The organism is Shewanella mangrovisoli (assembly GCF_019457635.1).
Lineage (GTDB): Bacteria > Pseudomonadota > Gammaproteobacteria > Enterobacterales > Shewanellaceae > Shewanella > Shewanella mangrovisoli.
Genome location: NZ_CP080412.1, coordinates 1,389,622 through 1,412,698 on the forward strand (window position 1 = coordinate 1,389,622; position 23,077 = coordinate 1,412,698).

Genomic DNA, 23,077 nt, shown 5'->3' on the forward strand with positions numbered 1-23,077 from the left:
GAGACAACACCTTTTTTTATGCCCACTCATTAATGCTTTCGCTAGCATCAACATAGGCTTGCAGGGTGTTGACCTGTTGTTGATTCGCCATTTGCCCCACAGTTGCAGCCCTAGCCGAATCGTTGTGACTCAAATAGTAAGCCGTGGGAGCCGAAATCCCATTGTTCGTTCCCATTGCGATATTGACCATGTCCGATGCGACCTGATACTTCATTCTGGTCGCTTGAATATGGGCGTATTGCTCAACACCCGCCTTCACTTTTCTTAAGTCTGGCGCCTGAGGTTGTGGGATCGGGTTCACCTGTGGCAGTTGTTTCGCTGCATTTGACAGGGTCACAGTGCTGGCGCTGACGGGTGTAGCTGATGTCGTACTCGTCGCGGCTGTTGTCGCTGGCTGCTGATAGGGTGCTGCGGTATTACGATAGGCTTGGATCTGCATGGCTAACCTCGAGTGTGAGCGTGCGATATGGCACTATCATACGGTAACTGAGCTTGAGCTAAGCTGAACAAGGTGGGGGAATGGATTATCGGGAGAGGGCAAGTTCATCGTGATAAACTTGCCCAAAATCGTTAAAACTTAATTTGAATGTCTGTCGCTAACGTATTGGCGATAAAGCAGTTTGCGTGTGCTTTCTCGTGAATTTTCTCAAGAGTTTCAGCTGAAACCTCAACACCTTCGGCAAATACCACCTTAGGATTTAAAATCATTTTGGTGACGGCAAGCCTACCTTCGTCATTTTTACCCAGCTCAGCGGATGCCTCATCGATATAGGATAATACTGGGAGGCGTTTGAGGTGCGCGATGGCGAGGAAGGTCAGCATATGGCATGAAGATAGCGCCGCGAGCAGGCTTTCCTCTGGATTCACCAAATGTTCATTCCCCTTATATTCGGGGGCTGAAGATGCCTGAATCGTTTGACCGCTGCCAAACGTAATGCTGTGGTCACGGCAGAATTCGCCTTCTTCGGCTGGAGAGGTTTGCCAATTCACCGTTAAGTTAAAGCCCATGTTTTTCTCCTCATAGCAGGACATCAGGGCACTATAGCTTAGCTAAAAAGACTTCTCCAGCATTGGGCGCACAGTTTAGTGCGCCACCTGTGAAACGGTTTAGATCCCACCACTTAACAGCAAGCTGCCCGTCAATACACTGCCGGTGACTATCCCAATGGGAAGGTGTCGTGGGCTGTAGCTTAGGGTCAAAATCACTAACATGGCGGCTAGGGAGATGATCCCCATAAACAGAATGCTGCCATAGGCCCAGCCTTGCCCGTGGGCGCAGGTACTTAAGCTGATGATTAATAACAGCCAAGCAAACAGGGTTAACAGGCGGCTCTGCCATTGTAACGGTGGGCGTTTAAACACATCCTTAAAATGGCCAAACTTGGCTAACGCAAACAGCGCAAGAGAGAGATAACTAAGCCCGAGAATGCCGAGCATAGGGATAAATTCTGGCATCATGATTTTGCTTCCTCCAAGGGAGACGACGAGGCAAGTTCGTTAGCATAACTCGGATCTGGCTGTTTTCTTCTGACTTTTTCAGCAGTAGCCGTATTTTTTTGACTCGGTTTTTGCAGTGTTTTGACCACAGCTGAGAGTCGTGTACTGGCAAATAACATCGCACTGCCCAGTAGTAGGGCGACTATATCAAACCCCACCAGTGCCCATTGTTGGCTGCGGATATTATCAATAAAGTGGCTTGGCGAGGTAAATGCGTTCAGTACCGGCAGTGCGCAATAAAGTACTCCGATGAGCATTAAGGCCAATTGCCAATGGCGTCTGCTTCTACCGAAAAATGCCCAAACGCCCATTGCCGCTAGGGCGATAAAGAAGCTGTGAACTTCCCAAGCAGAGCGAGTCGCCAAATCGACGGGTAACAGGCGGTTAGCATAGAAAAACGCTGCCGCGCCCAAGGGCAAGCCTAAGATAAACATGAAGTTTAAGCCTTCGACTAAACGCAAACCACGACTCGCTTTCTCACCTTTATCGATTGCTTTTTGCTGTTTCTGGCGTAGACGAATCGCCCACATTAAGGTGCCTGATGCCACCATGGCACAACCGAGTAAGCCGCAGAAGAAGAACAAAATACGCAGCAGTGGCGCAGCAAACCGCGCGGTGTGCAGCGACATCATAGTGTCGTACGTGGCGACGGTTCCCGAGACTTCATGGGGGCTGGCGTATTTGAGTTCACCGGTCACGCCGTTAAAGACTAAGATTGACGACTCATCGGTGACCTCTTTGCCAGTATTTTGGTAGAAGGTGACTTGGCTATTTTGATCTTTAGGATAAGAAATAATCACCTGCTTAATAGGCGCATCGCCCCATTCAGCCTTAACTTGCGGCAGCAGTTGACTTAAGCGCACTTGCTCAGCCTGAATGCCCGAAGCTTTTTCGGTTTGTCTCGCCGGATTGAGTTCTTTTAAAAAGGCTTGATTATCCTCAGGATAAGCTGTGCTCACCGTCCATGGAATATACATCAACATTAAGGTAATGAGGCCGGTATAAGTGATCATCAAATGGTAGGGTAGGGCAATCACTGAGCTGACATTATGGGCATCTAACCAAGAGCGCGCGCCCTTGTTCTGGCGAAAGCTAAATAGGTCTTTAAAGATACGCTTATGGATAACGATGCCGCTGATAAGGGCTATCAGCATAAACATGGTGCAGACACCCACAATGTAACGCGCCGTGATGGCGGACATATAGTGCAGGTCGAAATGTAAACGATAGAAGAAGTCACCACCGCGGCTATCGCGGACATCAGTGATGACGCCACTGCCATCGGCCAGTGCGGTATGTTGCTCGATTTTGCCACGGCGTTGCCCCTTTTCAGGCGGCAGTTGCCAAGCAAAACTCAGCATTGGGCTGCGTTCTGTCGGGAAATTAATTAACCAGCGCTGTGTGGTTGGGGCGGAATGCGTTTCAATATAGCTTTGTCCCTTCTCAAGTTGGTTGGCGATTTGGTCAACTTGATAGTCCTGAAAAGCCCCGCGGTGAAGCTCTGGCTCGGCCCACAGGCTCATTTCATGGCGGAAATAACTCAGGCTACCAGCAAAAAAGATCAGCAATAATACCCAGCAAACGAGTAAACCTGCCCAAGTATGTAGCCAAGATAGGGTTCTAAAAAAGGTTTCTTTCATCTTACTGTCCACACACCTTAAGCAGAGCAAAACACAGGAGACTAAATAGCGTGAGATCCCGCCACGCATGCCAGGTTTTACGCACGCAGAAGGCATAAATTATCGCGATGGCATAAAACAAAAATGCCAACATATTGGCCGTTAATGTGCTCTCAAATCGAGACATAGGCAGTACTTGCGTCAGTAAACAGGCTAGTGTTGCCGCCGCAATATAGCCCGCTAATAAGGCGGCACTGGCGCGAACAAACACTTGAAAACCAAACTGGGTTTGATCTTGCTTAAACCAGCGTAAGGCTGCTTGAAAATAACCCGTCACTGCGGCAGTTGAAGCTGCCGAAGTTGCTGAAGGTGTATCTGATACAGGGATATGAGACATAAGTGCTGCTTATTTCAGTCAATATTAAAACCGTTATGGCGACCTGCCATGTCACGCATACCACTCCATTGATTGTACTTATGCCTAACCCTGTCCACTTGGGTGCATGAGCAAAGGAGAGTTGCTACTCGGTTTGGAGTATAACTCAGTTTATTTAAATGATAAACAATATCATTTGCGTTTATCTGTGAGATCCTTAACGTATTTGTGACGGAGCGAAATCACGCCGGACTCGTTTGCGCAGGAATAATTCAGCAATGTGCAATCTGTCACAAATGTTTGGTTTTGTTGATGTGATTGATCTTACTTGTTTAGGATTTGGTTAATTTTTATGCTGCCATTGTGAGCTTAATCAAAGCAGGCATTCTGTCATTTTGGCAAAATGCGGCGCAACTTTCACATGGAATCCGTTAGTGCGCCCTATGCAAACACATTCAAAAAATGGTGAAAAACACCTCTCCGAAAACGCTATTCTCCTCTCGACGACCGATCTGAAGGGCAACATTAAGTATGTTAACCAGACCTTTTCGCAGATCAGTGAATATAGCGTTGCCGAGTTGCAGGGAAGCCCGCATAACATAGTCCGCCATGGTGATATGCCTGCCGCCGCTTTTAAAATGCTTTGGGAGCGGATAAGAAGCGGTAAACCTTGGATGGGCATTGTTAAAAATAGAACCAAAACAGGGGGCTATTATTGGGTCAATGCCTATGTCGCACCAGTATATGAGAACGGCAAAATCCATGAATATCAATCGGTTCGTCGCCAAGCGACTCCAGAGCAAATCAAGGCGGCCGAAGAGATCTATCAAGGGATAAATCAAGGTAAAGAGTCTAAAGCATTAAAAAAAGACCGGTTAGGATTTGGCGGGAAAGTCCTTACGGCGATGTTGTTTACTATCGCGTTAACCGCATCCTTAGCGACTTATTCGCCCATCTTGGCTGTGCTAGCGGGTGGGCTGATTGCTTGGGGACTGTGGTACATGCTTATGCGGCCTTTTCAGGAATTAGTGCGGGTGGCCAGTAATATTATCGATGACCCTGTTGCTATGGGCGTTTACACCGGCAGACAGGATGAAATCGGTAAAATTGATCTTGCCCTGCGATTTTTAATTACCGAAATCGGCGGCGTAGTCGGCCGAATGGCGGATTCTGCCAGTGAGATCCAAGAGCAGAGTGTCAATCTTAAACAAACTATCACCAATACCTGGGAGCACGCCGATAGTCAGAGCGCGCAGACCACGCAGGCAGCAACAGCGATGGAGCAAATGAGCGCCAGCTTTGCGGAAGTGACGGACAATATACACCGCACCGCATCCGAGATGGTTTCTAGTCATCAGGCGGCGCAGCGCGGTCATTCACGGCTTGAAACCGTTATCGAGGCGATACATCAGTTAAGTGTGCAAGTGAGCCATTTTTCCGATGTGGTGCAAACGATTGAGCAGGATAGTCAAGCAATTCATCAAGTGTTAGAAGTGATCCGCTCCATCGCCGATCAAACCAATCTGTTAGCACTCAATGCGGCGATTGAAGCGGCGAGGGCGGGGGAAAGTGGCCGCGGCTTTGCCGTTGTTGCCGACGAAGTGCGGCAGTTATCTAGCCGAACCAGCCAGTCGACCTCGCAAATTGAGCAGATTGTCAGTCGCTTTAAAGACAGCACCCAAAGGGCCACATCGACCATGACGGCCGGGCAGGAGCAGGTTAAGCGCTCAGTCTCCTTAGCGCAGGATGCCAGTGTTGCCTTTGGCGAGCTGTTATCTTCTATTGCGAGGATCAATTCCTTAAGCGATGACAATGCGGCGGCAATGACGCAACAGACGTCGGTAGCGGCGGAAATTAGCCGTGCTATCCATGTGATCAGCGATTTGGCCCAACAGAGCTTACAACAGACACAGGATGCGGCGGCGAGGGGCGATCAGGTATCGCGCTTATCAACTAAAACCCACCACCTATCGCAACAATTTTGGCAGCAGAGCGTACAGCGTAAGTATTAAATCTAGTCATGTGACTGGTTGGTTTATATTTATAGTCGATTATAAATCAACCAGTTACTCATTTTTAAAGTTCCCTTCAATTGCTATTTCTTTGATTGGTCTCACATTTAGCGACGACTAATACCCGTTTCAGTCGAAATATTTGTCTAGGGGGCTTGTGTTTTATTTGCCATGCCCCAAGCTCTAATAGTGAAGCGAAAAAAAGTAAAGACACTAAAAGGGACAACCTATGAAAATTAATCTTTCTGGTCACCATGTCGATGTTACTGATTCTGTAAAAGAACACGTTAACGAAAAGTTTTCTAAAATCGCCACTCATTTCCCCACATTGATCGGCCTCGATATCATTATTGCTAAGGAGCATGGCGAGTTTCAGGTTGAAATTAGAACGAATTATGAAGGCAGTCGCATCTCAGCCTCGGGTACGGATGAAATCATGTATCCCGCGATTGCCGCCGCAGCGAAAAAACTCGATGCTGCACTTAAACACCGTAAAGGCCAATTAAAGGCGGACTTACATGAAAAGCCGACCTGCACTACACCGCCAATCGCCCATGAAATTATCCAAGAGATGGATTTGCGCTAGGGATTAAGCTTTAAGATGCAATAAAAAAGGGCCTGTAGGCCCTTTTTTATTGGCTGCGCTTTGGCTTAAACCAAGTCGTTAAAGTCAAAATACTTAGAGCCAAGGTATTTAAAGCCTGTTGCCTTAAACTCGCCATACCAATTAAATCAAAGAAAGCTGCAATCCCTTCAGCACGGCTTGGGTGCGGTCACGGCAATCGAGTTTAGCCAGTATGGTGGAGACATGGTTTTTGACCGTGCCTTCAGCCAGAAATACCGCATTGGCGATTTCTTTATTGGAAAATCCCCCCGCCATAAAGCCTAAGATCTCCCGCTCGCGATCGGATAATAAGCCGTGAGTCGGCCCGCTTTGCGCCGTTGGCGAGGATTGCTGCATCTGTTCAAGTACTGAAGGCTCTATCAAGTGTCCGCCCTGAGCGACGGTTTCAATGGCATGCAGTAACTTATCCAGTGACACATCCTTCAATAAGAAACCATTTGCACCTGCTTGCAGGCTATTTAAAAACAATTCGCTGTCATCAAAGGTGGTTAACATAATCACAGGTAGGGGATTTTGTGCGGCGCGAAGCTGTTTTAACAGACTGATACCATCAAGCACTGGCATGCGTATATCGCTTAGCAACACATCTATCGCTTCAGTTTGCAGCAGTTTCAGCGCCTGTTGACCATTCTCTGCCTGCCAAATCACTTTGATATGTTGTGAGATGGCAATCAGGCTGGCGATGCCTTGACGCACCAATTGCTGATCTTCCACTAATCCCACTCTAATCGGGCGAGGCGCTGGCGGATAATCTTCGGTCATTATTTGATGACTTTCCATGAATGTGACTTATTCCTTGGTTAACTGTTTCGTTATTAATGCCATTTTACGCTGCGTTGCCGCGCGGCAGACGAATCATTAGCGAGCAGCCTTGGGCGTGCGAACCATCTTCGCTTATGTCATTGGGTTGCAAACGTGCGCTGCCGTGAAAAGGCGATAACCTTTCCAGCATGCTACTTAGGCCAACGCCCTGAGAGGCGCTTTGGCTTATCCCTTGGCCATTATCTTTAAGGCGAATGATAAGCTCTGCTTGCTCCTCTTGCATCGACAGCGTGAGCTGATTGGCCTTGCCATGGCGCACGGCATTACTGATCCCTTCCTGCAACACCAGCAATAAGGCCTGAGCCAGTTCAGTCGACTGGAGCGGCATTAAAGATTCATACCGCAGGCTAACATTGGGCAAACGGCTTGCAATGGCATCGAGCGGCGGCGTTAAATCGAGGCCAATATTCACCCGCTGCGCCCGAACCACGGCGCGAATACTCTCTAATAATTCCTTGGCAAGCGATTTACTCTGATTGACTGTGGTTTTGAGTTCCGCCGGCGCCTGATGACTTAAGAGCTCAAGTTGCAGTGATAACGCCGTGAGCTGGTGGCCGAGAATATCGTGCAAATCTCGTGAGATCCTCAACCTCTCTTGCTGCTCGCTAGTTTGGCTCAGCAAGGCTCTGGTGGCGATAAGTTGTTGATTAAGCTGTTCCTGTATTCGGCGAGACTCGCGCTCGGATAATCTCGCTTGGCTACTGCTGTAGGCAAACAGCTGAAACCCCATGTAAATAAGCACATTCACAATCACACTGCTTGAGGTTTGGGCGTGGAGGAGCAGGTAATAACCAAGATTGGCGAGCAGGATCTGTGCTATCGCGATGCGCCGACTAAAAAACTCTGGCAAGAGCGAAGCCCAGATCACCAGTAGAATGGGCAGCAATGGATGTTGACTCAACAGCATCAATCCGAAGACGCTGCCGACGAGTGCACCGCTTAACAGCTTGCTCAGATTGAGGTTTTTTCGGGGGAAATCCTGCGTTGTTAATAACAAGAAGAGCAGAATAAATAAGGTATACAGGGCGAGATGGCTAAAGGTCGCGAGTGTGGGGAGCTTTGCTTGCATATCCTGATTGAGCCCTAGCCAAGCGATAAGCGCCCAGGTGAGGCTGCCTGCGCCAATCAGCATAGTTTCTGCTCTGATGAATCGATTTCCCTGCACTGATTGGTTTCCTGTTATTCATGCTGCCATCCATTCTAAGGCAAGAATGTAATAAGTCACAAAATCACTAAGCCAATAAGCCACTAAGTCACATGGCAAATGTGACAGAGTTTCAGCGTCAGTCGGCTCATCAGTAATTTGATTTATTTCATTAAAATGTCATCAATCTTGGCTTGATCTTCTTAAGCGGCTGGCATAGTTTGGCCTTATGCACAAATTTATCGTTTACTTCACCCACACTACGACCACAACTGCTTCGGCGGTGCGTGCGTAGCGATTTGTGCGTAAAATCGATTACTCAACCCCGCCCAAAGTGGCGGGGTTGTTTTTTCCGTCTTTTGGGCAATAACGCTGGAGAATGTGATGGATAACATGAGCTTGCCTAAAACTGCGCTGTTAATTATTGATATGCAGCAGGGACTATTTTACGCCGATGCGCCGCCCTTTAATCGGGAACTGGTGCTAAATAATATCAATCTCTTAATTGCCAACGCCCGTGAGGTTGGAGCACCGATTTGGGCGGTTCGCCATACGGGGCCTGAAGGTTCCCCGATAGCTGCCGGAACGGCAAATTGGCAATTAATAGAATCCTTAGCGATTAATCCGCAGCTGGATAATATCTTTGATAAAACCAAGCCAAGTTGTTTTTATCAAACTGGATTGGCAGAGGCATTAACCCATGAGGGGATAGGTGAGCTGGTGATAGTGGGGATGAAAACCCAGTATTGTATCGATACCACTTGTCGGATTGCGGCAGAGCTTGGCTGGCAGGTGGTGTTAGCCGCCGATGCGCACACTTGTATGGATACGGCGCAGCTCTCGGCTGAGGCGATTATTGCCCACCACAATGCCACGCTCCAGGGCGCCTTTGTGCGTTTAGCCAAGAGCGCGGATATTGAATTTCATTAATACTCGCAAACAAAAACGCAGCCCTTAGGCTGCGTTTTTTGATATCAAAGATTCTGATATCGTAATCAACTTATTCTTGAATATCTGCGTTGTGATACACGTTTTGTACGTCGTCACAATCTTCTAATGCAGCAATAAACTTATCGAATGTGGCCACATCTTCACCAGACACTGGCGTCATGTTCTGTGGTACGAAGGTGATGTTTTCCACTTCGAAGTTGATGTCTGGCATCGCATCTGTCAGTGCTGTTTTGACTTTGAAGAATTCAGTGTGCGGCGCGATAACACTAATCATGCCGTCTTCGACTTCCACTTCATTTACATCGGCATCGGCCATCATCAGAATTTCGAGGATGGCGTCTTCGTCTTCACCTGGGAATACGAATACCGCAGATTGATCAAACATATGGCCAACCGTGCCCGGCGTACCGAGTTTGGCATCGTTCTTCACGAAGGCTTGACGCACTTCGGTGAAGGTACGTTTTACGTTATCGGTTAAGCAGTCCACGATAACCATGCAGTTACCTGGGCCGAAACCTTCATAACGGGCTGTATCATAATCTTCACCGCCGCCGCCTTTGGCTTTATCGATTGCACGTTCAATAACGTGTGCTGGCACTTGGTCTTTCTTAGCACGTTCGATTAAACGGCGAAGTGATAAGTTGCCATCTGGCTCAACACCACCTTGCTTGGCGACTACGTAAATTTCTTTACCGTAGCGCGAGTAAAGGCGGGTTTTCTGGCCAGCTGTTTTCGCCATGGATTCTTTACGGTTTTGATATGCTCTGCCCATCTTGATCTCGTTAGCTCAAAAAAATTGCGCCGATATTAGCAGTTTTAAGTCTGGTTGTGCAGTCACTCGAACTGGATTTATTGCGGATAAAGCGATGGATACCACATTTTATGGTGGCATTAATTGTTGGCAGTTTTGACTTGAGGGATTGGGCAATTCTGCAATATCTATACTAAGGTCTAATGCCATAAGCACGATAGAGTGCTGATGATAGCGATATAGCTTATATTTCCTAAGGGCGAATAGTTCAATTTAGTCAGAGGGATAGACTCACTATACCGATCTTAATCTTGCCTATTTAACTTGGCTGCGGCGAAGCGAATAGCAAAGGATAGCATGTGAATGTCCGCTTCTCTCACTTCCCTTGTGCGTGTATTCAGTGAGAAACATTATGGAATTACAACATAAAGTCGCCATTGCGCTCAGCTTTGTTTTGGTCGTACTCAGTAGCCTTCTTCTCAACGCGATAGCATTGTCCGGTTTCATGCAGGCGTTGATCTTAGGGGCAATTGTCTGTGCTTGGGTGCTGTGGATAGTGCAGCGCTTGGTGAGCCATTACACGCCAAAGCCTGAGCAAGTAACGAAGGCATTCAACTCTGTTAACTCGCCGGAGCATGAGATAAGTGTGCAAACCAGTAAGATTGCGATTGGCTCGGCTGAGGTATCGCATTTTATTGATCTATTGAATAAATCTATCGAGTCCAATGGTGAACATGCCAGCGTTATTGCGGTGGCTGCGTCACAATTAAGCCATACCACGGCGCTGTTAGGCGATAATGCCACGCATATTTTAGGGCAAACCCAAGAGGCTGAGCGTTTAAGTGTGCAGGGGCGAGACCAAGCGCAAAAGGGCGTATCGGCGATTGAATCATTAAGTGGTGACATCAATACCGCCGCGCAGCAAGTGCAAGCGCTAAAATCAAAAGCAGAGCAAATTCAAAAGATTACCGAAGTGATTAACTCGGTTGCCGAGCAAACGAACTTACTGGCCCTCAATGCCGCGATTGAAGCTGCGCGGGCGGGTGAGCAGGGCCGAGGTTTTGCCGTGGTCGCCGATGAGGTCCGCAGCCTTGCGGGTAAAACGGCGGGCGCAACTAAAGATATTGGCAATATGCTGCTCGAGATCCGCGCCGAAACCGATAAAACCTCGGGGCTGATGGAGCGGGTCGTTTCGCAAACCGCCGATGTGGTGATGGCGATGGGAACGCTCGATGGCCATTTTACCGACATTTCAACGTCTGTGACTCATTCGGCGCAGGCTCTGGGGGATATGGAAGATTCACTCAAACAATATAACCACACCACCAATGAGATCAGCAGCTCGGTGAGCCAAATTCGCGACTCCCTTACCGTCACAGGCAAACAAAGCCACAGCGTGTCGGAGCAAGCGTTTACCCTGTCTTTGACTACCGAAGGAATCTTTAAAGCGCTGGCAAATTGGGATACTCATACCTTTGACCAACAAGTGTTGTTACTTGCCAATGAAGCGGCTAAAGCTTGTGGCGAAAAACTCTCACAGGGATTAGCTAATCGTAGTTTTACTGAAGCAGAGTTGTTTAACCCACAATATCAGCCCATTGCTAATACTCAGCCGCAAAAGTACAGCACGGCGTTTGACCGCTATACCGATCAACATTTTCCTGCCATTCAAGAGCCTATTCTCGCCAAGCACGCTGAGATTATTTATGCCGGCGCCGTGGATAGAAAAGGCTACTTCCCAACCCACAATAAACGCTTTAGCCAAGCCTTAACTGGTAAGGTGGACATCGATATGGTGCATAATCGCACTAAGCGTTTGTTTAACGACCCTACCGGGATACGCTGCGGCGCCCATACTGAGCCGGTTTTACTGCAAACCTATAAGCGGGATACCGGGGAGGTGATGCACGATTTATCCGTCCCTATCTATGTTAATGGTAAACACTGGGGCGGCTTTAGGGTTGGCTTTAAAGCGAAGTCCTAACTAGTGTATTTATTCTAAATTTATTGCATAACGACCCAGTATAAAATGTTGGGTAGATGTGATCTTTTACGCGTATTTGATTAACAAACTAGAAATAGATTGGCATCCATTTGCTGAAGTGCTTAAATAACTGGATATTCATGGCGCTAAGATGTTCCTATCTGTTGTAATTAGGCTTGTCGCTTGGTATTTTTTTAGTTTGTTGATTTTTAAAGGTAAAAAGCATCTTGGAGTTTTGTTGTTATAAGAGATGAAGGGAGACTCTTGCCACTTTGATCGATAGCAGTAGATTCTGCTTAATGTGAGTTAAAAGTTATGCAAGCAACACAAGCGACTGTTACCGTTTTATATTATGACGCCCCTGTCGGGTTAATTATGCATAATGCGGTGTTAGAAGGTTTACCTGTTAGCGACTCTGGTCGTGTGATGATCCCTGCGAGTTTTCGCAAAGGAAAATCGATTATCGCCGTGCTAGAAGGTGAGTGTAAGATATTGAACTCACTCGGTGAGCGGGTGTTTGCACAGGCTAATATAGGTTAACAAAAACGAAAAATAGCACTGGCAAAACATAAAACGAAAAGGACGATAAAGTTGATTTATCGTCCTTTTGCTTTTGGGGCTAAAGCGACATAAGCCTTGTTTACGCTCGGCTGTTATTTGCAAACATTATCTGCAAACATCGGCAAACAATTTATCGGCCAATTGTTGCAGGATTTCCGCCTGCGGATGGGTATGGGCAAAGGTCCTTAGGCCATAAATGCCCATCATCAAGTATTGTGCCCGCTGCTCACTGTTGAGCTCGCCTTGCAATAATCCTTGGGAGGTCGCTAATTCAAATTGTGCCGTCAGCGCATTCTGCCACAGTTTTAGATTCTGGCTGATAATATCTTGAATTTCATCATCTTGCTCTGCAATCTCGTTTAATGCCTTAGTGAGTAAACAGGCTTGCTGACTATCGCAGCTTAAACATTCGACCACGATATTATCTAAGTAAGTCTTCAGATTACCCAGCACCGGGCGGCTATCGGAGAAGATAAGCTTGAACTGCTCGTTTCTATCCTGCTGATATTGCTCGATGGCGGCGATAAGCAATCCACGCTTATTGCTAAAGGCACAATAAATGGAGCCGGGATGTAACCCCGTTGCTTGGGTCAGATCCTGCATGCTGGTTTTGGTGTATCCCTTGTGCATAAAGGCGGCCATTGCCCCCCTGAGCACCTGCGCCCTATCAAACTCTGCGTTTCGCATTGCAATCTCACCTCTCACCGATACTTGCGGCAGATTCTACCTAATTTTGAACAAACATTCAAAAATGTTCTTGAATGATCGTTCAAATAAGAATATCTTGAATGCACATTCAAGAATGGGGCGACACCAATGACGATTGAACATGCAGTGAATTCCGTGGGTAATTTATTCGATACCTACAAACTTAATGACACTATTACTTTAAAAAACCGTATTTTAATGGCGCCATTAACGCGCTGTATGGCCGATGCGGATTTAGTGCCGACCGATGATATGGTGGCTTACTATGCTCGCCGCGCCGAAGCGGGATTGATTATCTCCGAAGCGACGATCATCCGCCCAGATGGTCAAGGTTACCCAAATACCCCTGGCATTTTTAATCAAGCGCAGATCGCTGGCTGGCGTAAAGTGACTGATGCTGTGCATGCTAATGGCGGTAAAATTTTTGTACAGCTATGGCATACCGGCCGTGTTGCGCACCCACATTTCTTCGGTGGCGGTGATGTACTGGCGCCTTCGGCCGAAAAAGTAGAGGGCAGTGTGCCCAGAATGCGTGAGCTGACCTACGTTACTCCAAAAGCGGCAACTCTTGAAGATATTCAGGGCTTAGTCCGCGATTATGCGAAAGCGGCCGAAAACGCGATTGAAGCTGGATTCGACGGGGTTGAGATCCACGGTGCAAATGGCTATTTAATCGATGCATTCTTACACCACGATAGCAACCGTCGTACTGATGAATACGGCGGCACACCTGCTAATATGTCACGCTTTGCCTTAGAAGTGGTGGATGCGATTGCGGCACGTATTGGTCAAGACAGAACCGGTCTGCGTATTTCTCCCGGCGCCTATTTCAATATGGCCGTCGATAACCGTGACCGCGCCGTGTTTGATTATCTGTTACCTGAGCTCGAAAAACGTGAACTGGCCTTTGTGCATATCGGTATCTTTGACGACAGTATGGAGTTCGATTACTTAGATGGCCGTGTTTCTAGCTATGTTCGAGCTAACTATGGCAAAACCTTAGTAGGTGTCGGTGGCTACAGCGCGCAATCGGCCAGTGAAGCGATTGCTACCGATAAGTTTGATTTAATTGCGATTGGTCGCCCCTTTATTGCCAACCCAGATTATGTGGCAAGAGTGCGCCAAGGTCATGAATTGGTGACTTATAGTGATGAGATGCTTGCCAGCCTAGTGTAACTAAGCGCAGTCATTACTGATAAAAAAGGGTTAGCTTAGCTAACCCTTTTTGCTTTTGGTCCTACTATCAATTGGCTTTAGGGAGCGCCCTCAGAGCATTGAGTTTTTGCTGGGCAATCCCGAATACGCACTCTGGGGCATAATGATCTGGGTGTTTCGCATCATCGGCTCTTAAGGTCGCCGCCGTTTTACCTAAGAGTAGTGCCATCGCTTGAGTGACATGACTAATCGCCCAAATATGGAACTCTCCACGCTCAACCGCTTCCACAATGTCTTGGCGTAACATGAGGTTAGCGATATTCGACTCGGGAATAATTACCCCTTGGCTCGATGAGCGGCCCTTAATCTTACATACATCGAAAAAGCCTTCGATCTTTTCATTTACGCCGCCGATGGGCTGCGCCTCGCCAAACTGATTCATTGACCCGGTAATGGCAATATCCTGCCTTAAGGGCAACTCACTGATGGCGGAGATAATGGCGCAGCATTCAGCCATTGAGGCGCTATCACCATCGACGCCGCTGTAGGATTGCTCGAAGGTGAGATAAGTGGTGAGAGGGATTTGCGCGGTTTTACCTAATACCGAAGCTAAATAAGCCGTCAGGATTAACACCCCTTTGGAGTGGATGCGACCACCCAGTTTGACCCTACGCTCAATATCCAGCACTTCACCCTTACCAAAGGCGGTGGTGGCGGTAATGCGATTCGGGAGACCAAATTGATGGTCTGAGGTGGATATAACTGATAACGCATTGATTTGGCCGACAACTTTATCGTGGGTATTAATTAATGTGGTGCCATTGATAAAGCTCTCCATAATATTGTCGTGCAGGCGTGAGACCCGTTGTTCTTGGTTTTTCAGTGCTTGCTCAACATGTTGCTTTTCAATGCATTGACTTGCGGCCGCCTTGGCGCAGAAGTTGGACTCCCGCAGCAGATTGGCGATGTTTGCCGAATGGAGTGAGAGCTTTTGTTGGTCCTGCGCCTCACGGGAACTGTATTCGATGATCCGTGCGATGGCGCTGCGATCACAGTGCAACATGTTGTTATCGTGGACTATGCTGGAAATAAATCGTGCATATTGCGCCTCCGATACATCGGTTCTGTCCATCACATCTTCAAAGTCGGCGGTGACTCTAAATAACTCACTGAAATCAGGATCATAATGCTGTAAAAGTTGATAGGTTTCGTGATCCCCAAACAGAATGATCTTCACATCTAAGGGAATAGGTTCCGGTGCCAATGAGATAGTGCCAGAGAGCGATACCTCCCGCTCTAAGGAGCTTAAATCTAACTTGCGCGAACGCAGCGCGCGTTTCAAACCGTCCCACACATAGGGGCGCTCCAATACTTTAATGGCATCCATCAACAGCACGCCACCGTTGGCCTTGTGTAAGCTGCCTGCACGGATCAGTGAAAAGTCGGTAAACACTGTGCCCCTAAAGGTGGCATTTTCGACATAGCCAAACAGGCTGTGATAGCTTGGGCTTTCTTCCACCACAATGGGGAATGTTTGCTCCCCTTGGCATACGATGACGTTGACTTGATAGCGGCGCGGCATCTTTTTCTCAAGGGAGGCGTAGGCGAGGGCGAGTTGTTCCTCACTCTCCTCAAGGAAAATATCTAAATTACTTAAAATATCCGCCTGCATGCCCGTCAAAAAGGCTCTGACCTCGGGCTGATGTTTGTACTTGTCCTTCAAGGGCTTAAAAAAGTGCACTAATACATCTTTAGCGACTTGTTCGTCGTGTTCCTGCTGGGTATCGCTAAATTCTTCTTCCCATTCGGTATTTTGGCGAATGATGCCGCGAAGTTTAACTTCGAGTCCATTAATATTGCTTTCAAACTGAGTGCGTTCGGCTTCGGTCAAGGCGCCAAAGGAGACTTCGTCATGGGGCTCTTCGCCATTGAGGGCAACCATTTGATAGTCACCCTGCAAGGTTAAACTGAGACTAATATTTTTCTGTTTGGCTTCTTCACTTAGCTCTGTCAGTGCGGCTTCTTGTTTTTGTGCTAGCTGGCTTTTGAGTTTTTCGGCACGGGCATAATACATTTCGTTATCAAAGGCTAAGGGCAGCGCTTTGACGAGTTTTAGCATGAGTTTTTCGATGGACTTTTTAAACTCTTGCCCCGTTCCTGCGGTGAGTTTAAGCACTTTGGGACTGCGGGTATCGTCAAAGTTGACCACATAGCACCAGTCAAACAGTGATGGCTCGATAGGTTCATGGCGATTCAGGTAACGCAGCATCATAGTGCGTTTACCTAAGCCGTTTTGGCCAATGGCATAAATGTTATAGCCCTTTTCCTTAATCCCCATGGCGAATTCCACCGCCTGTTGGGCACGTTCTTGACCGACAATATCATCGAGTGGCGTGAGCTGAGCGGTAGACTGGCACTCAGGGTTAAGCTGTTTAAGGTCGGATTTCCGATAAAGCTGTTGACTCGTTAACGGGATGGCGGGTGTGGCAGTGGGCACGGTAGGCATAGAGATCCTTGTTTTTCATCCTGATTATTTCCATTGTAGACAATAAGATAAGGTTTTTGTCAATCACAAGGCGGTAATTTACGGTTAAATCAGTGTTGTTGATGAGGAGTCGATTTTTGACAGAAGCTAAACTTAAAAACATTCTATTATCATTAGGATAGATATTGTCATTTGCCCATGCTGGCTCTCGAAACAAAGTAATCGCTGAATGAGTCAAATATTTATGTATTAGTGAATGACGATGCTTGATTGTCTGCGGTAATATGGCCTACAGAATGCGATTATCGCGTTATCCATCTATTGATACTCTGTGTTGGTTATGGCTGTGTTTTAAGGTGAGGGAATGTAAATGCCCTCAGTCACAATGGAATTGTAGAGGCTAGAGTTAGCAAGCTTATGAATGATGTTGCAATTTCACCAAAGCAGTTAGCGAACTGGGCAAGCGACTTACAATTAATTGCCGATATCACTCAGTCACATGCAGCGATTTTTAGGGTTACCCCCGCAGGAGAGCGCAGTCTATTATTGCAGTCGGTGGATTGTGAGCCACGCCATTTAGAGGCGCTCCTTTTACAGGCCAATTTGAAAGCGCATTTTAGCCTGTATCAAAATGCTTCCCCTAAAGCTCAGGTCTTTTCCCAACACTGTGCATCCTATAATCCCTTTAATGAGTCGAGTGCCTTTAGCCACTATCAGGTGAATCTGCCCGAAGATCTCAGTGCTGGTGCTCATCAGCCGTCTGCATTATTGATCCGCGATGTTAACACCGATCCCCAATGGCGTGCGACTGGGATTGGAAGCTTGATTTACCTGCCGATACTTTGGCCATCTGGCGCTCATTTCGGGGCTTTGTGTCTTTATCACAGTGCGGCTTTGCACTTAGACGATAAGGCGTTGCAACTGGCATCCCTTACCGTCAATAGCTTGCAACTAAACTTGGCTGAATTACTCAGGTTGCAACAACAAGATGTGACGGCAACGCGTACAGAGAGCAAAGCCGTCGACGTGATTGGTCTACAAACCTTTATCGATAGCTTTGAAGAACATATCTGGGTGAAAAATACCGCAGGTGTTTATACCATTTGCAATCAAAGTGTTGAAAAGGCATGGGAATTACATCGTAGTGAAATCGTCGGCAAGACAGATGAAGAACTCTTTGGTAAAGATATCGCCGAGATTTTTCTTAATGGTGACAGGCTTGCGATTGAAACCGGTGCGCCGATTATTGTCGCCGAGTGTTTGGATGGCGAAAAGAAAAACAAGCACTTATGGCTAGAAACCCTGAAAATTCCCGCCTTAACGCCGGAGGGCGCGTTGGCGGGAGTCATAGGCATGACCCGCAATATCTCCAAGCATAAAGAAGTGGAAGAGCAGCTCACGCTGGCGACCAATGTGTTTAAACATTCCCTCGAAGGCGTTGTCGTGACGGATAGACACGGCAATATTACCGATGTGAATGGCGCCTTCTATGAGATCACTGGCTACTCGCGGGAAGAGTTGCTTGGTCAAAACCCACGGTTATTTAACTCGGGTCGTCATGAGAAAGCCTTTTTCGATACCATGTGGACTCACTTACTCGAGACGGGGAAATGGAATGGCGAAATTTGGAATCGCCGCAAGGATGGCACCATCTTCCCGCAAAATATCACCATCAGCACTATTTATGATGACAGTGGCGATGTGCGCTATTTTGTTGCAGTCTTTGCCGATATTTCCGCTCAAAAACAGAATGAAGCCCAGCTTGCCCATTTGGCCTATTTTGACCCGCTAACCCATTTGCCAAACCGCATGAAGCTGATGATGCAGCTTAAACAGGAAGTGAAGCATGCAAAACGGCTTAATGCCCAGTTAGCGACAGTCTTTATTGATGTGGATTTGTTTAAACATATCAACGACAGTTTTGGCCACAGCATAGGTGATGAGATGCTGGTGGAGCTGGCAAAACGTTTGCGTTGCCAACTGCGGGAGCAAGATGTGCTGTCGCGTATTGGTGGTGATGAATTCGTGGCGCTGATCTCGGGGATCCAAGATCACGAGGATGCCGCCGCGGCCATTAATCAATTACGCCAAGTATTTGAACAACCTTTTGTGGTAAGTACGGGTGATCATCTACGTCTTACCGCCAGTATGGGGGTTTCAATTTACCCTAGCGATGGCAGTAAGGCCGATACTCTGTTGCGTAATGCCGATGCTGCTATGTACCGCGCTAAGAGTGAGGGCCGCAATAACTTTGCCTTTTACACTGAGTCGCTTACCAAGCAATCCTTTGAGCATTTAAAGCTGCAGAGTGCACTCTATGGCGCGCTTGAGCAGAATGCTTTGTACCTGATGTATCAGCCTAAATTGGATTTAGTGACCCGTAAAACCCTTGGCGTGGAGGCGCTACTGCGCTGGAATGATCCCATATTGGGGCAAATTTCCCCCGGGGTGTTTATTCCCGTCGCCGAGAAAATCGGGTTGATTTACGATATTGGTTTGTGGGTGCTCGAAACCGCTTGTCTTCAAGGCGTGCGTTGGCTCGCCGAGGGCAAACCCTTTGGCCGAATTGCGGTGAACGTTGCCGGACAACAGCTACAACGTAGCTCCTTTGTTGAAGATGTTAAGCGTATCTTGGCTCAAACGGGCTTACCTGCCACTTGCCTTGAGCTTGAAGTGACTGAGAGCGTGATGATGCACAATCCCGATGTGGCGATTCGTGACTTAAAGCTACTAGGGGAGCTTGGCATCGAGCTCTCGGTCGATGATTTTGGAACCGGATATTCCTCCCTTAACTATCTGAAAAAACTGCCTATCCATAAGCTTAAAATTGACCAATCCTTCGTGCGGGATATTCCCTTCGACACCAACAATACCGCTATCGCCAAAGCCGTCATTGCCCTGGGACATGCACTCAAGTTAGAGATAGTGGCAGAAGGGGTTGAGACCCAAGCACAGGCCGAGTTTTTAACCCAAAACCTGTGCGATCAGGCGCAGGGCTATCTCTTTAGCCGTCCGCTATTACCCGTGGATGTCGAGGCGTTTTTAGCGAAAGCCTAAGCGCGATTGGGTACCAGTGAGCAACTGACAGATGCAATGCAACTGGTCGCTCTAGCGGCGGTCTGTTAACATGGCGCCATTATTGTTTTTGGTGATCTTCCATGTCTTTTAGTGCGCTTTCCTTACATTCTCAGTTAGTGAATACCTTAGCCGAACTTGGCTATCAGCAGCCCACGCCCATCCAGATTGAAGCCATTCCCGCTATTTTGGCAAAACAGGATGTGATGGCGGGCGCGCAAACTGGAACGGGGAAAACCGCGGCCTTTGCTCTCCCGATTTTGCAGCAATTACTCCTTGATAATGAAAGCTCCTATGCACCCAAAGAGATTCGAGCCTTAGTGCTAGTGCCGACTCGTGAGTTAGCGGTGCAAGTGCAGCAGAGTTTTGTGAAATATGCCAAAGGCACGGATATTCGTGTCGGGATTGCTTACGGCGGTGTGAGTATCGAGGCCCAGCAAGCTGAATTTAAGGCAGGCATCGATGTGCTTATCGCGACGCCTGGGCGCCTGCTCGATCATTTACGGCAAGGTGCGCTTAATCTTAAATGCTTGAGTGTGCTGGTATTTGATGAAGCCGACCGTATGCTCGATATGGGATTTATGGATGAAATCAAAGCCGTGCTCAAGCAAGTCCCCGCGCAGCGACAGACACTGCTATTCTCGGCCACCTTAGACGATTCGATTTTTGGTTTCAGTAAAAACCTTTTGCGGGATCCTAAGCTTATCGAAGTAGCGAAACGCAATACCACGGCCGCACAGGTGGAGCAGCGGGTTTATGCCATCGACAGTGACCGTAAAACCGAGTTTGTCAGCCATTTAGTTCGCAGTAAACATTGGCAACAAGTGCTGATCTTTAGCCGCACTAAGCAGGGCGTCGATAAGCTCACCACTCAGCTCAATCAGCTTGGGGTGGCAACGCAGGCATTTCACGGTGACTTGTCCCAAGGCGCAAGGGAGAAGGTTTTAAAGGATTTTAAACAAGGACTGGTGCAGGTATTAGTGGCGACCGATGTCGCCGCTCGTGGCCTCGATATTGCCGACTTACAGTATGTGATTAACTTCGAACTGCCCTTTATTGCCGAAGATTATATCCACCGTATTGGTCGCACTGGGCGTGCGGGCAGCACGGGTTTGGCGATTACTCTCTTTAGCCAAGAGGATGCACTGCTGCTCGAAGAGGTCGAAGCATTGCTCGATAAACGCCTGCCGCAGCAATGGTATCCCGGCTTTGAGCCTGATTTTAATAAAATGGAACCCGAGCCAAGACGCAATAGTAAAGCGGCTCAAAAACAGCGAGCTAAAAAGCGCGCCTTAGGCGGTAAGAAACGCTAGTTTGCCTATCGGTATGGTTTAGCTTGTAGATTTAAAGCGTTATAAAAAGTCCTGCCTCGGATGCTTGTCCGCCCCAGAAATGGGGCGGCTTTTGTTTATCAACCGTTCACGGTTCTTCTGTTATCTTTCGCGGCAGTTTACTTATTTTTCACTGTTCTCACGCTACTGATGGCTTTTGGGGGCGCATCTTGTTCATTCTGTGTTTAGTGGGATGCTTATCAACGTATTGTTTTTCAATATATTAACGAAACTTTTTAAGCATTAGCTAAAATAGACTTCAGCTTGATTATTGCGTTGCCGCTCTTCATTTTTTTCAGTCGCTTCTTTAATTAGCTCAGTTTTTTGGGCTTCGAGTAGCGCTATCTGCTTGGCTTTTTCTTCCTCGGATAAGCTGTCATTGGCGGCAATTTTCGCCATTTCCTCTTCTAGCTGCTTCAGTTTTTCCCTGTCGACTCCGGTGCGTTTATCGAGGATAGCCTGCATGGCTTCCGTTAATCTGTCTTCGGGTTTTGCGCTCTCTTCGGTACCGGCAATATTTTGCACATTGGTGGTGTAATTTTGCTTGGCATTGGGCGCGAGCTGGCTATAGGTATCGCTGGTTTCAGCGCTTCGAGTCACGCCGCCCGATAGGGTAACTGTATCTTGCGGGACTGTTGCTTGAGCGCTCGGACTTGCCGCAGCGCTTGGTACGCCTTGCGTTTGTTGAGTCTGAGCCGATTTTAACTGACTTAATGCAATGGCCGCATAACTATTGGGATTGATAACCGTCATTTCCTTATTCTCCCTCGTTGATGTTCACTTTCAGTTGTCGCGCCAATCGGGCGAATAAACTAAGCAATATCAAGGCCAAGCCCTAGCGACTTTCGTTGGATTTTTAGCGTCAGGAAATTTTTATAAAAATTTGTACAAAAACTTGATCCTTGTACAAGAATGGTCCGTAATGTTATTCAAAGTGATACAAGGAATAGCATTATGTACAAGTTTAATCCGCAGCGAATTCAAATCGGGATCAGTGCCTGCTTATTAGGGGAGAAGGTGCGCTTTGACGGTGGGCATAAAAATTCTTCCTATTGTAATCAAGAGATTGCCCCTTTTTTTGATTATGTTCCCTTGTGTCCAGAAATGGCGATTGGCCTAGGTGCACCGCGAAAAAGCATTCGATTAGTGCGCGATGGTGAGCAGATCCGTGTGCAGAGTGGTGATGGCAGCTTGGATGTCACCTACAAACTCAATCGCTTTAGCGAGCAAAAGGTTGAGGAATTAGGCTTTTTAGGCGGTTACTTACTCTGCGCCAAATCGCCGACCTGCGGTATGGAGCGGGTGACCGAATACAAAATTGGCACCAATAATGGCACTAAATCAGGCATTGGAGTGTTTGCCCGTAAGTTGATGGAGCGTTACCCCTATCTCCCTGTCGAGGAAGAAGGTCGCCTGCACGATATGGTGTTGCGGGAGAACTTTTTTACCCGAGTCTATGCCTATCACGACTGGCATAAGATGTGTCATGAGGGCCTAACCAAGCACAAGTTAGTCAAGTTTCACTCCCGCTATAAGTATCTGTTGATGGCCCATAGCCCTAAATGGTACCGCGAGCTTGGGCCTATAGTGGCCAATATTGAAGACTTAGAACAAACCGCCGAGCGCTATTTTGCGGGCTTTATGACAGCCTTAAAAATTAATGCCACCCGTCGAAACCATACCAGCACCTTACAGCATATTCAGGGCTATTTTAAAAAGCATTTGAATAAAGAACAGAAGTTGGAACTGTCTGAAATGATTATGAAATATCGCCAAGGCCTTCTCCCTTTGCTGGTGCCTATCACCTTGATTAACCACTATTTGCGCCAATTCCCCACCCCCTATATTGAGGACCAAGTGTATCTAAATCCTCACCCAGAGGAATTAAAGCTGCGCTATGCCTATTAATCACTGGCACTAGCCGAGATATGCGCTTGAACGATTAGATAATGCATTAAGATTAACGAGTTAAGTGATTGAC

At 47.6% G+C, this 23,077-nt stretch carries 20 protein-coding genes; 9 read left to right on the forward strand and 11 right to left on the reverse strand.

What is annotated here, in order from left to right; all coding sequences use genetic code 11:
• Positions 1-16: 16 nt before the first annotated feature.
• The 5 genes from K0H60_RS06130 to K0H60_RS06150 all read right to left on the reverse strand — a co-directional run bounded on the left by K0H60_RS06130 (position 17) and on the right by K0H60_RS06150 (position 3,513).
• Positions 17-439 (reverse strand): hypothetical protein, encoded by a 423-nt coding sequence (locus tag K0H60_RS06130; protein WP_220057586.1) that lies wholly within the window; start codon positions 437-439, stop codon positions 17-19.
• Positions 440-570: 131 nt separating this feature from the next.
• On the reverse strand, positions 571-1,008 hold the full coding sequence (locus K0H60_RS06135) for an OsmC family protein (protein ID WP_220054974.1): 438 nt from the start codon (positions 1,006-1,008) through the stop codon (positions 571-573).
• A gap of 99 nt (positions 1,009-1,107) precedes the next feature.
• On the reverse strand, positions 1,108-1,458 hold the full coding sequence (locus tag K0H60_RS06140; protein WP_220057587.1) for a DUF3325 domain-containing protein: 351 nt from the start codon (positions 1,456-1,458) through the stop codon (positions 1,108-1,110).
• Positions 1,455-3,137: a PepSY-associated TM helix domain-containing protein gene (locus K0H60_RS06145; protein ID WP_220057588.1), complete on the reverse strand. Its 1,683-nt coding sequence runs from the start codon at positions 3,135-3,137 to the stop codon at positions 1,455-1,457. The genes K0H60_RS06140 and K0H60_RS06145 overlap by 4 nt, the downstream gene beginning before the upstream one ends.
• Before the next feature lies 1 nt (position 3,138).
• Positions 3,139-3,513, reverse strand: coding sequence for a DUF3649 domain-containing protein (locus K0H60_RS06150; RefSeq protein WP_088210788.1), 375 nt, complete (start codon positions 3,511-3,513; stop codon positions 3,139-3,141).
• Positions 3,514-3,935: 422 nt separating this feature from the next.
• Between K0H60_RS06150 and K0H60_RS06155 the strand changes: the two genes are divergently transcribed.
• Positions 3,936-5,504 carry a methyl-accepting chemotaxis protein gene (locus tag K0H60_RS06155; protein ID WP_220057589.1) on the forward strand — a complete coding sequence of 523 codons (1,569 nt, stop codon included), beginning with the start codon at positions 3,936-3,938 and terminating at the stop codon, positions 5,502-5,504.
• A gap of 229 nt (positions 5,505-5,733) precedes the next feature.
• Positions 5,734-6,090, forward strand: a complete 357-nt coding sequence (hpf, locus tag K0H60_RS06160; RefSeq protein WP_023266557.1) for a ribosome hibernation-promoting factor, HPF/YfiA family — start codon at positions 5,734-5,736, stop codon at positions 6,088-6,090.
• Between the two features lie 141 nt (positions 6,091-6,231).
• Here hpf and K0H60_RS06165 read toward each other — a convergent pair whose 3' ends face one another.
• Complete coding sequence (locus K0H60_RS06165) at positions 6,232-6,909, reverse strand: response regulator transcription factor (protein WP_258405794.1); 678 nt, start codon at positions 6,907-6,909, stop codon at positions 6,232-6,234.
• 46 nt (positions 6,910-6,955) lie between these two features.
• Positions 6,956-8,083: a sensor histidine kinase gene (locus K0H60_RS06170; RefSeq protein WP_434086666.1), complete on the reverse strand. Its 1,128-nt coding sequence runs from the start codon at positions 8,081-8,083 to the stop codon at positions 6,956-6,958.
• A 396-nt stretch (positions 8,084-8,479) separates the two neighbouring features.
• Between K0H60_RS06170 and K0H60_RS06175 the strand changes: the two genes are divergently transcribed.
• Positions 8,480-9,025, forward strand: a complete 546-nt coding sequence (locus tag K0H60_RS06175; protein WP_220057591.1) for a cysteine hydrolase family protein — start codon at positions 8,480-8,482, stop codon at positions 9,023-9,025.
• Positions 9,026-9,095: 70 nt separating this feature from the next.
• On the opposite strand, the gene K0H60_RS06180 is transcribed toward K0H60_RS06175, so the two are convergent.
• On the reverse strand, positions 9,096-9,818 hold the full coding sequence (locus K0H60_RS06180) for a YebC/PmpR family DNA-binding transcriptional regulator (protein WP_220051626.1): 723 nt from the start codon (positions 9,816-9,818) through the stop codon (positions 9,096-9,098).
• A 391-nt stretch (positions 9,819-10,209) separates the two neighbouring features.
• Between K0H60_RS06180 and K0H60_RS06185 the strand changes: the two genes are divergently transcribed.
• Both K0H60_RS06185 and K0H60_RS06190 read left to right on the forward strand, forming a co-directional pair.
• Positions 10,210-11,781 (forward strand): methyl-accepting chemotaxis protein, encoded by a 1,572-nt coding sequence (locus K0H60_RS06185; protein WP_220057592.1) that lies wholly within the window; start codon positions 10,210-10,212, stop codon positions 11,779-11,781.
• 315 nt (positions 11,782-12,096) lie between these two features.
• Positions 12,097-12,321 carry a TIGR02922 family protein gene (locus K0H60_RS06190; protein ID WP_011621944.1) on the forward strand — a complete coding sequence of 75 codons (225 nt, stop codon included), beginning with the start codon at positions 12,097-12,099 and terminating at the stop codon, positions 12,319-12,321.
• Positions 12,322-12,447: 126 nt separating this feature from the next.
• Here K0H60_RS06190 and K0H60_RS06195 read toward each other — a convergent pair whose 3' ends face one another.
• On the reverse strand, positions 12,448-13,029 hold the full coding sequence (locus K0H60_RS06195; RefSeq protein WP_220057593.1) for a TetR/AcrR family transcriptional regulator: 582 nt from the start codon (positions 13,027-13,029) through the stop codon (positions 12,448-12,450).
• Positions 13,030-13,158: 129 nt separating this feature from the next.
• On the opposite strand from K0H60_RS06195, the gene K0H60_RS06200 reads away from it, so the two are divergent.
• Positions 13,159-14,226 (forward strand): alkene reductase, encoded by a 1,068-nt coding sequence (locus K0H60_RS06200; RefSeq protein ID WP_220057594.1) that lies wholly within the window; start codon positions 13,159-13,161, stop codon positions 14,224-14,226.
• 67 nt (positions 14,227-14,293) lie between these two features.
• Here K0H60_RS06200 and K0H60_RS06205 read toward each other — a convergent pair whose 3' ends face one another.
• Complete coding sequence (locus K0H60_RS06205) at positions 14,294-16,711, reverse strand: Lon protease family protein (RefSeq protein ID WP_220057595.1); 2,418 nt, start codon at positions 16,709-16,711, stop codon at positions 14,294-14,296.
• 396 nt (positions 16,712-17,107) lie between these two features.
• Between K0H60_RS06205 and K0H60_RS06210 the strand changes: the two genes are divergently transcribed.
• Both K0H60_RS06210 and K0H60_RS06215 read left to right on the forward strand, forming a co-directional pair.
• On the forward strand, positions 17,108-19,747 hold the full coding sequence (locus K0H60_RS06210; protein ID WP_220057596.1) for a GGDEF and EAL domain-containing protein: 2,640 nt from the start codon (positions 17,108-17,110) through the stop codon (positions 19,745-19,747).
• Positions 19,748-19,848: 101 nt separating this feature from the next.
• Positions 19,849-21,078, forward strand: coding sequence for a DEAD/DEAH box helicase (locus K0H60_RS06215; protein ID WP_220057597.1), 1,230 nt, complete (start codon positions 19,849-19,851; stop codon positions 21,076-21,078).
• Between the two features lie 261 nt (positions 21,079-21,339).
• On the opposite strand, the gene K0H60_RS06220 is transcribed toward K0H60_RS06215, so the two are convergent.
• A complete protein-coding gene (locus K0H60_RS06220) occupies positions 21,340-21,849 on the reverse strand; it encodes a hypothetical protein (protein WP_220057598.1) in 510 nt (169 codons plus the stop codon).
• 201 nt (positions 21,850-22,050) lie between these two features.
• Between K0H60_RS06220 and K0H60_RS06225 the strand changes: the two genes are divergently transcribed.
• Positions 22,051-23,004, forward strand: a complete 954-nt coding sequence (locus tag K0H60_RS06225; RefSeq protein ID WP_220057599.1) for a YbgA family protein — start codon at positions 22,051-22,053, stop codon at positions 23,002-23,004.
• The last annotated feature ends 73 nt before the right edge of the window (positions 23,005-23,077 follow it).

What these genes read in the sequence shown, in the direction of transcription:
- K0H60_RS06130 (WP_220057586.1), bottom strand. Translation starts at nt 439, where the DNA reads ATGCAGATCCAAGCCTATCGTAATACCGCAGCACCCTATCAGCAGCCA.
- K0H60_RS06135 (WP_220054974.1), bottom strand. Translation starts at nt 1,008, where the DNA reads ATGGGCTTTAACTTAACGGTGAATTGGCAAACCTCTCCAGCCGAAGAA.
- K0H60_RS06140 (WP_220057587.1), bottom strand. Translation starts at nt 1,458, where the DNA reads ATGATGCCAGAATTTATCCCTATGCTCGGCATTCTCGGGCTTAGTTAT.
- K0H60_RS06145 (WP_220057588.1), bottom strand. Translation starts at nt 3,137, where the DNA reads ATGAAAGAAACCTTTTTTAGAACCCTATCTTGGCTACATACTTGGGCA.
- K0H60_RS06150 (WP_088210788.1), bottom strand. Translation starts at nt 3,513, where the DNA reads ATGTCTCATATCCCTGTATCAGATACACCTTCAGCAACTTCGGCAGCT.
- K0H60_RS06155 (WP_220057589.1), top strand. Translation starts at nt 3,936, where the DNA reads ATGCAAACACATTCAAAAAATGGTGAAAAACACCTCTCCGAAAACGCT.
- hpf (WP_023266557.1), top strand. Translation starts at nt 5,734, where the DNA reads ATGAAAATTAATCTTTCTGGTCACCATGTCGATGTTACTGATTCTGTA.
- K0H60_RS06165 (WP_258405794.1), bottom strand. Translation starts at nt 6,909, where the DNA reads ATGGAAAGTCATCAAATAATGACCGAAGATTATCCGCCAGCGCCTCGC.
- K0H60_RS06170 (WP_434086666.1), bottom strand. Translation starts at nt 8,083, where the DNA reads ATGCTGATTGGCGCAGGCAGCCTCACCTGGGCGCTTATCGCTTGGCTA.
- K0H60_RS06175 (WP_220057591.1), top strand. Translation starts at nt 8,480, where the DNA reads ATGGATAACATGAGCTTGCCTAAAACTGCGCTGTTAATTATTGATATG.
- K0H60_RS06180 (WP_220051626.1), bottom strand. Translation starts at nt 9,818, where the DNA reads ATGGGCAGAGCATATCAAAACCGTAAAGAATCCATGGCGAAAACAGCT.
- K0H60_RS06185 (WP_220057592.1), top strand. Translation starts at nt 10,210, where the DNA reads ATGGAATTACAACATAAAGTCGCCATTGCGCTCAGCTTTGTTTTGGTC.
- K0H60_RS06190 (WP_011621944.1), top strand. Translation starts at nt 12,097, where the DNA reads ATGCAAGCAACACAAGCGACTGTTACCGTTTTATATTATGACGCCCCT.
- K0H60_RS06195 (WP_220057593.1), bottom strand. Translation starts at nt 13,029, where the DNA reads ATGCGAAACGCAGAGTTTGATAGGGCGCAGGTGCTCAGGGGGGCAATG.
- K0H60_RS06200 (WP_220057594.1), top strand. Translation starts at nt 13,159, where the DNA reads ATGACGATTGAACATGCAGTGAATTCCGTGGGTAATTTATTCGATACC.
- K0H60_RS06205 (WP_220057595.1), bottom strand. Translation starts at nt 16,711, where the DNA reads ATGCCTACCGTGCCCACTGCCACACCCGCCATCCCGTTAACGAGTCAA.
- K0H60_RS06210 (WP_220057596.1), top strand. Translation starts at nt 17,108, where the DNA reads ATGAATGATGTTGCAATTTCACCAAAGCAGTTAGCGAACTGGGCAAGC.
- K0H60_RS06215 (WP_220057597.1), top strand. Translation starts at nt 19,849, where the DNA reads ATGTCTTTTAGTGCGCTTTCCTTACATTCTCAGTTAGTGAATACCTTA.
- K0H60_RS06220 (WP_220057598.1), bottom strand. Translation starts at nt 21,849, where the DNA reads ATGACGGTTATCAATCCCAATAGTTATGCGGCCATTGCATTAAGTCAG.
- K0H60_RS06225 (WP_220057599.1), top strand. Translation starts at nt 22,051, where the DNA reads ATGTACAAGTTTAATCCGCAGCGAATTCAAATCGGGATCAGTGCCTGC.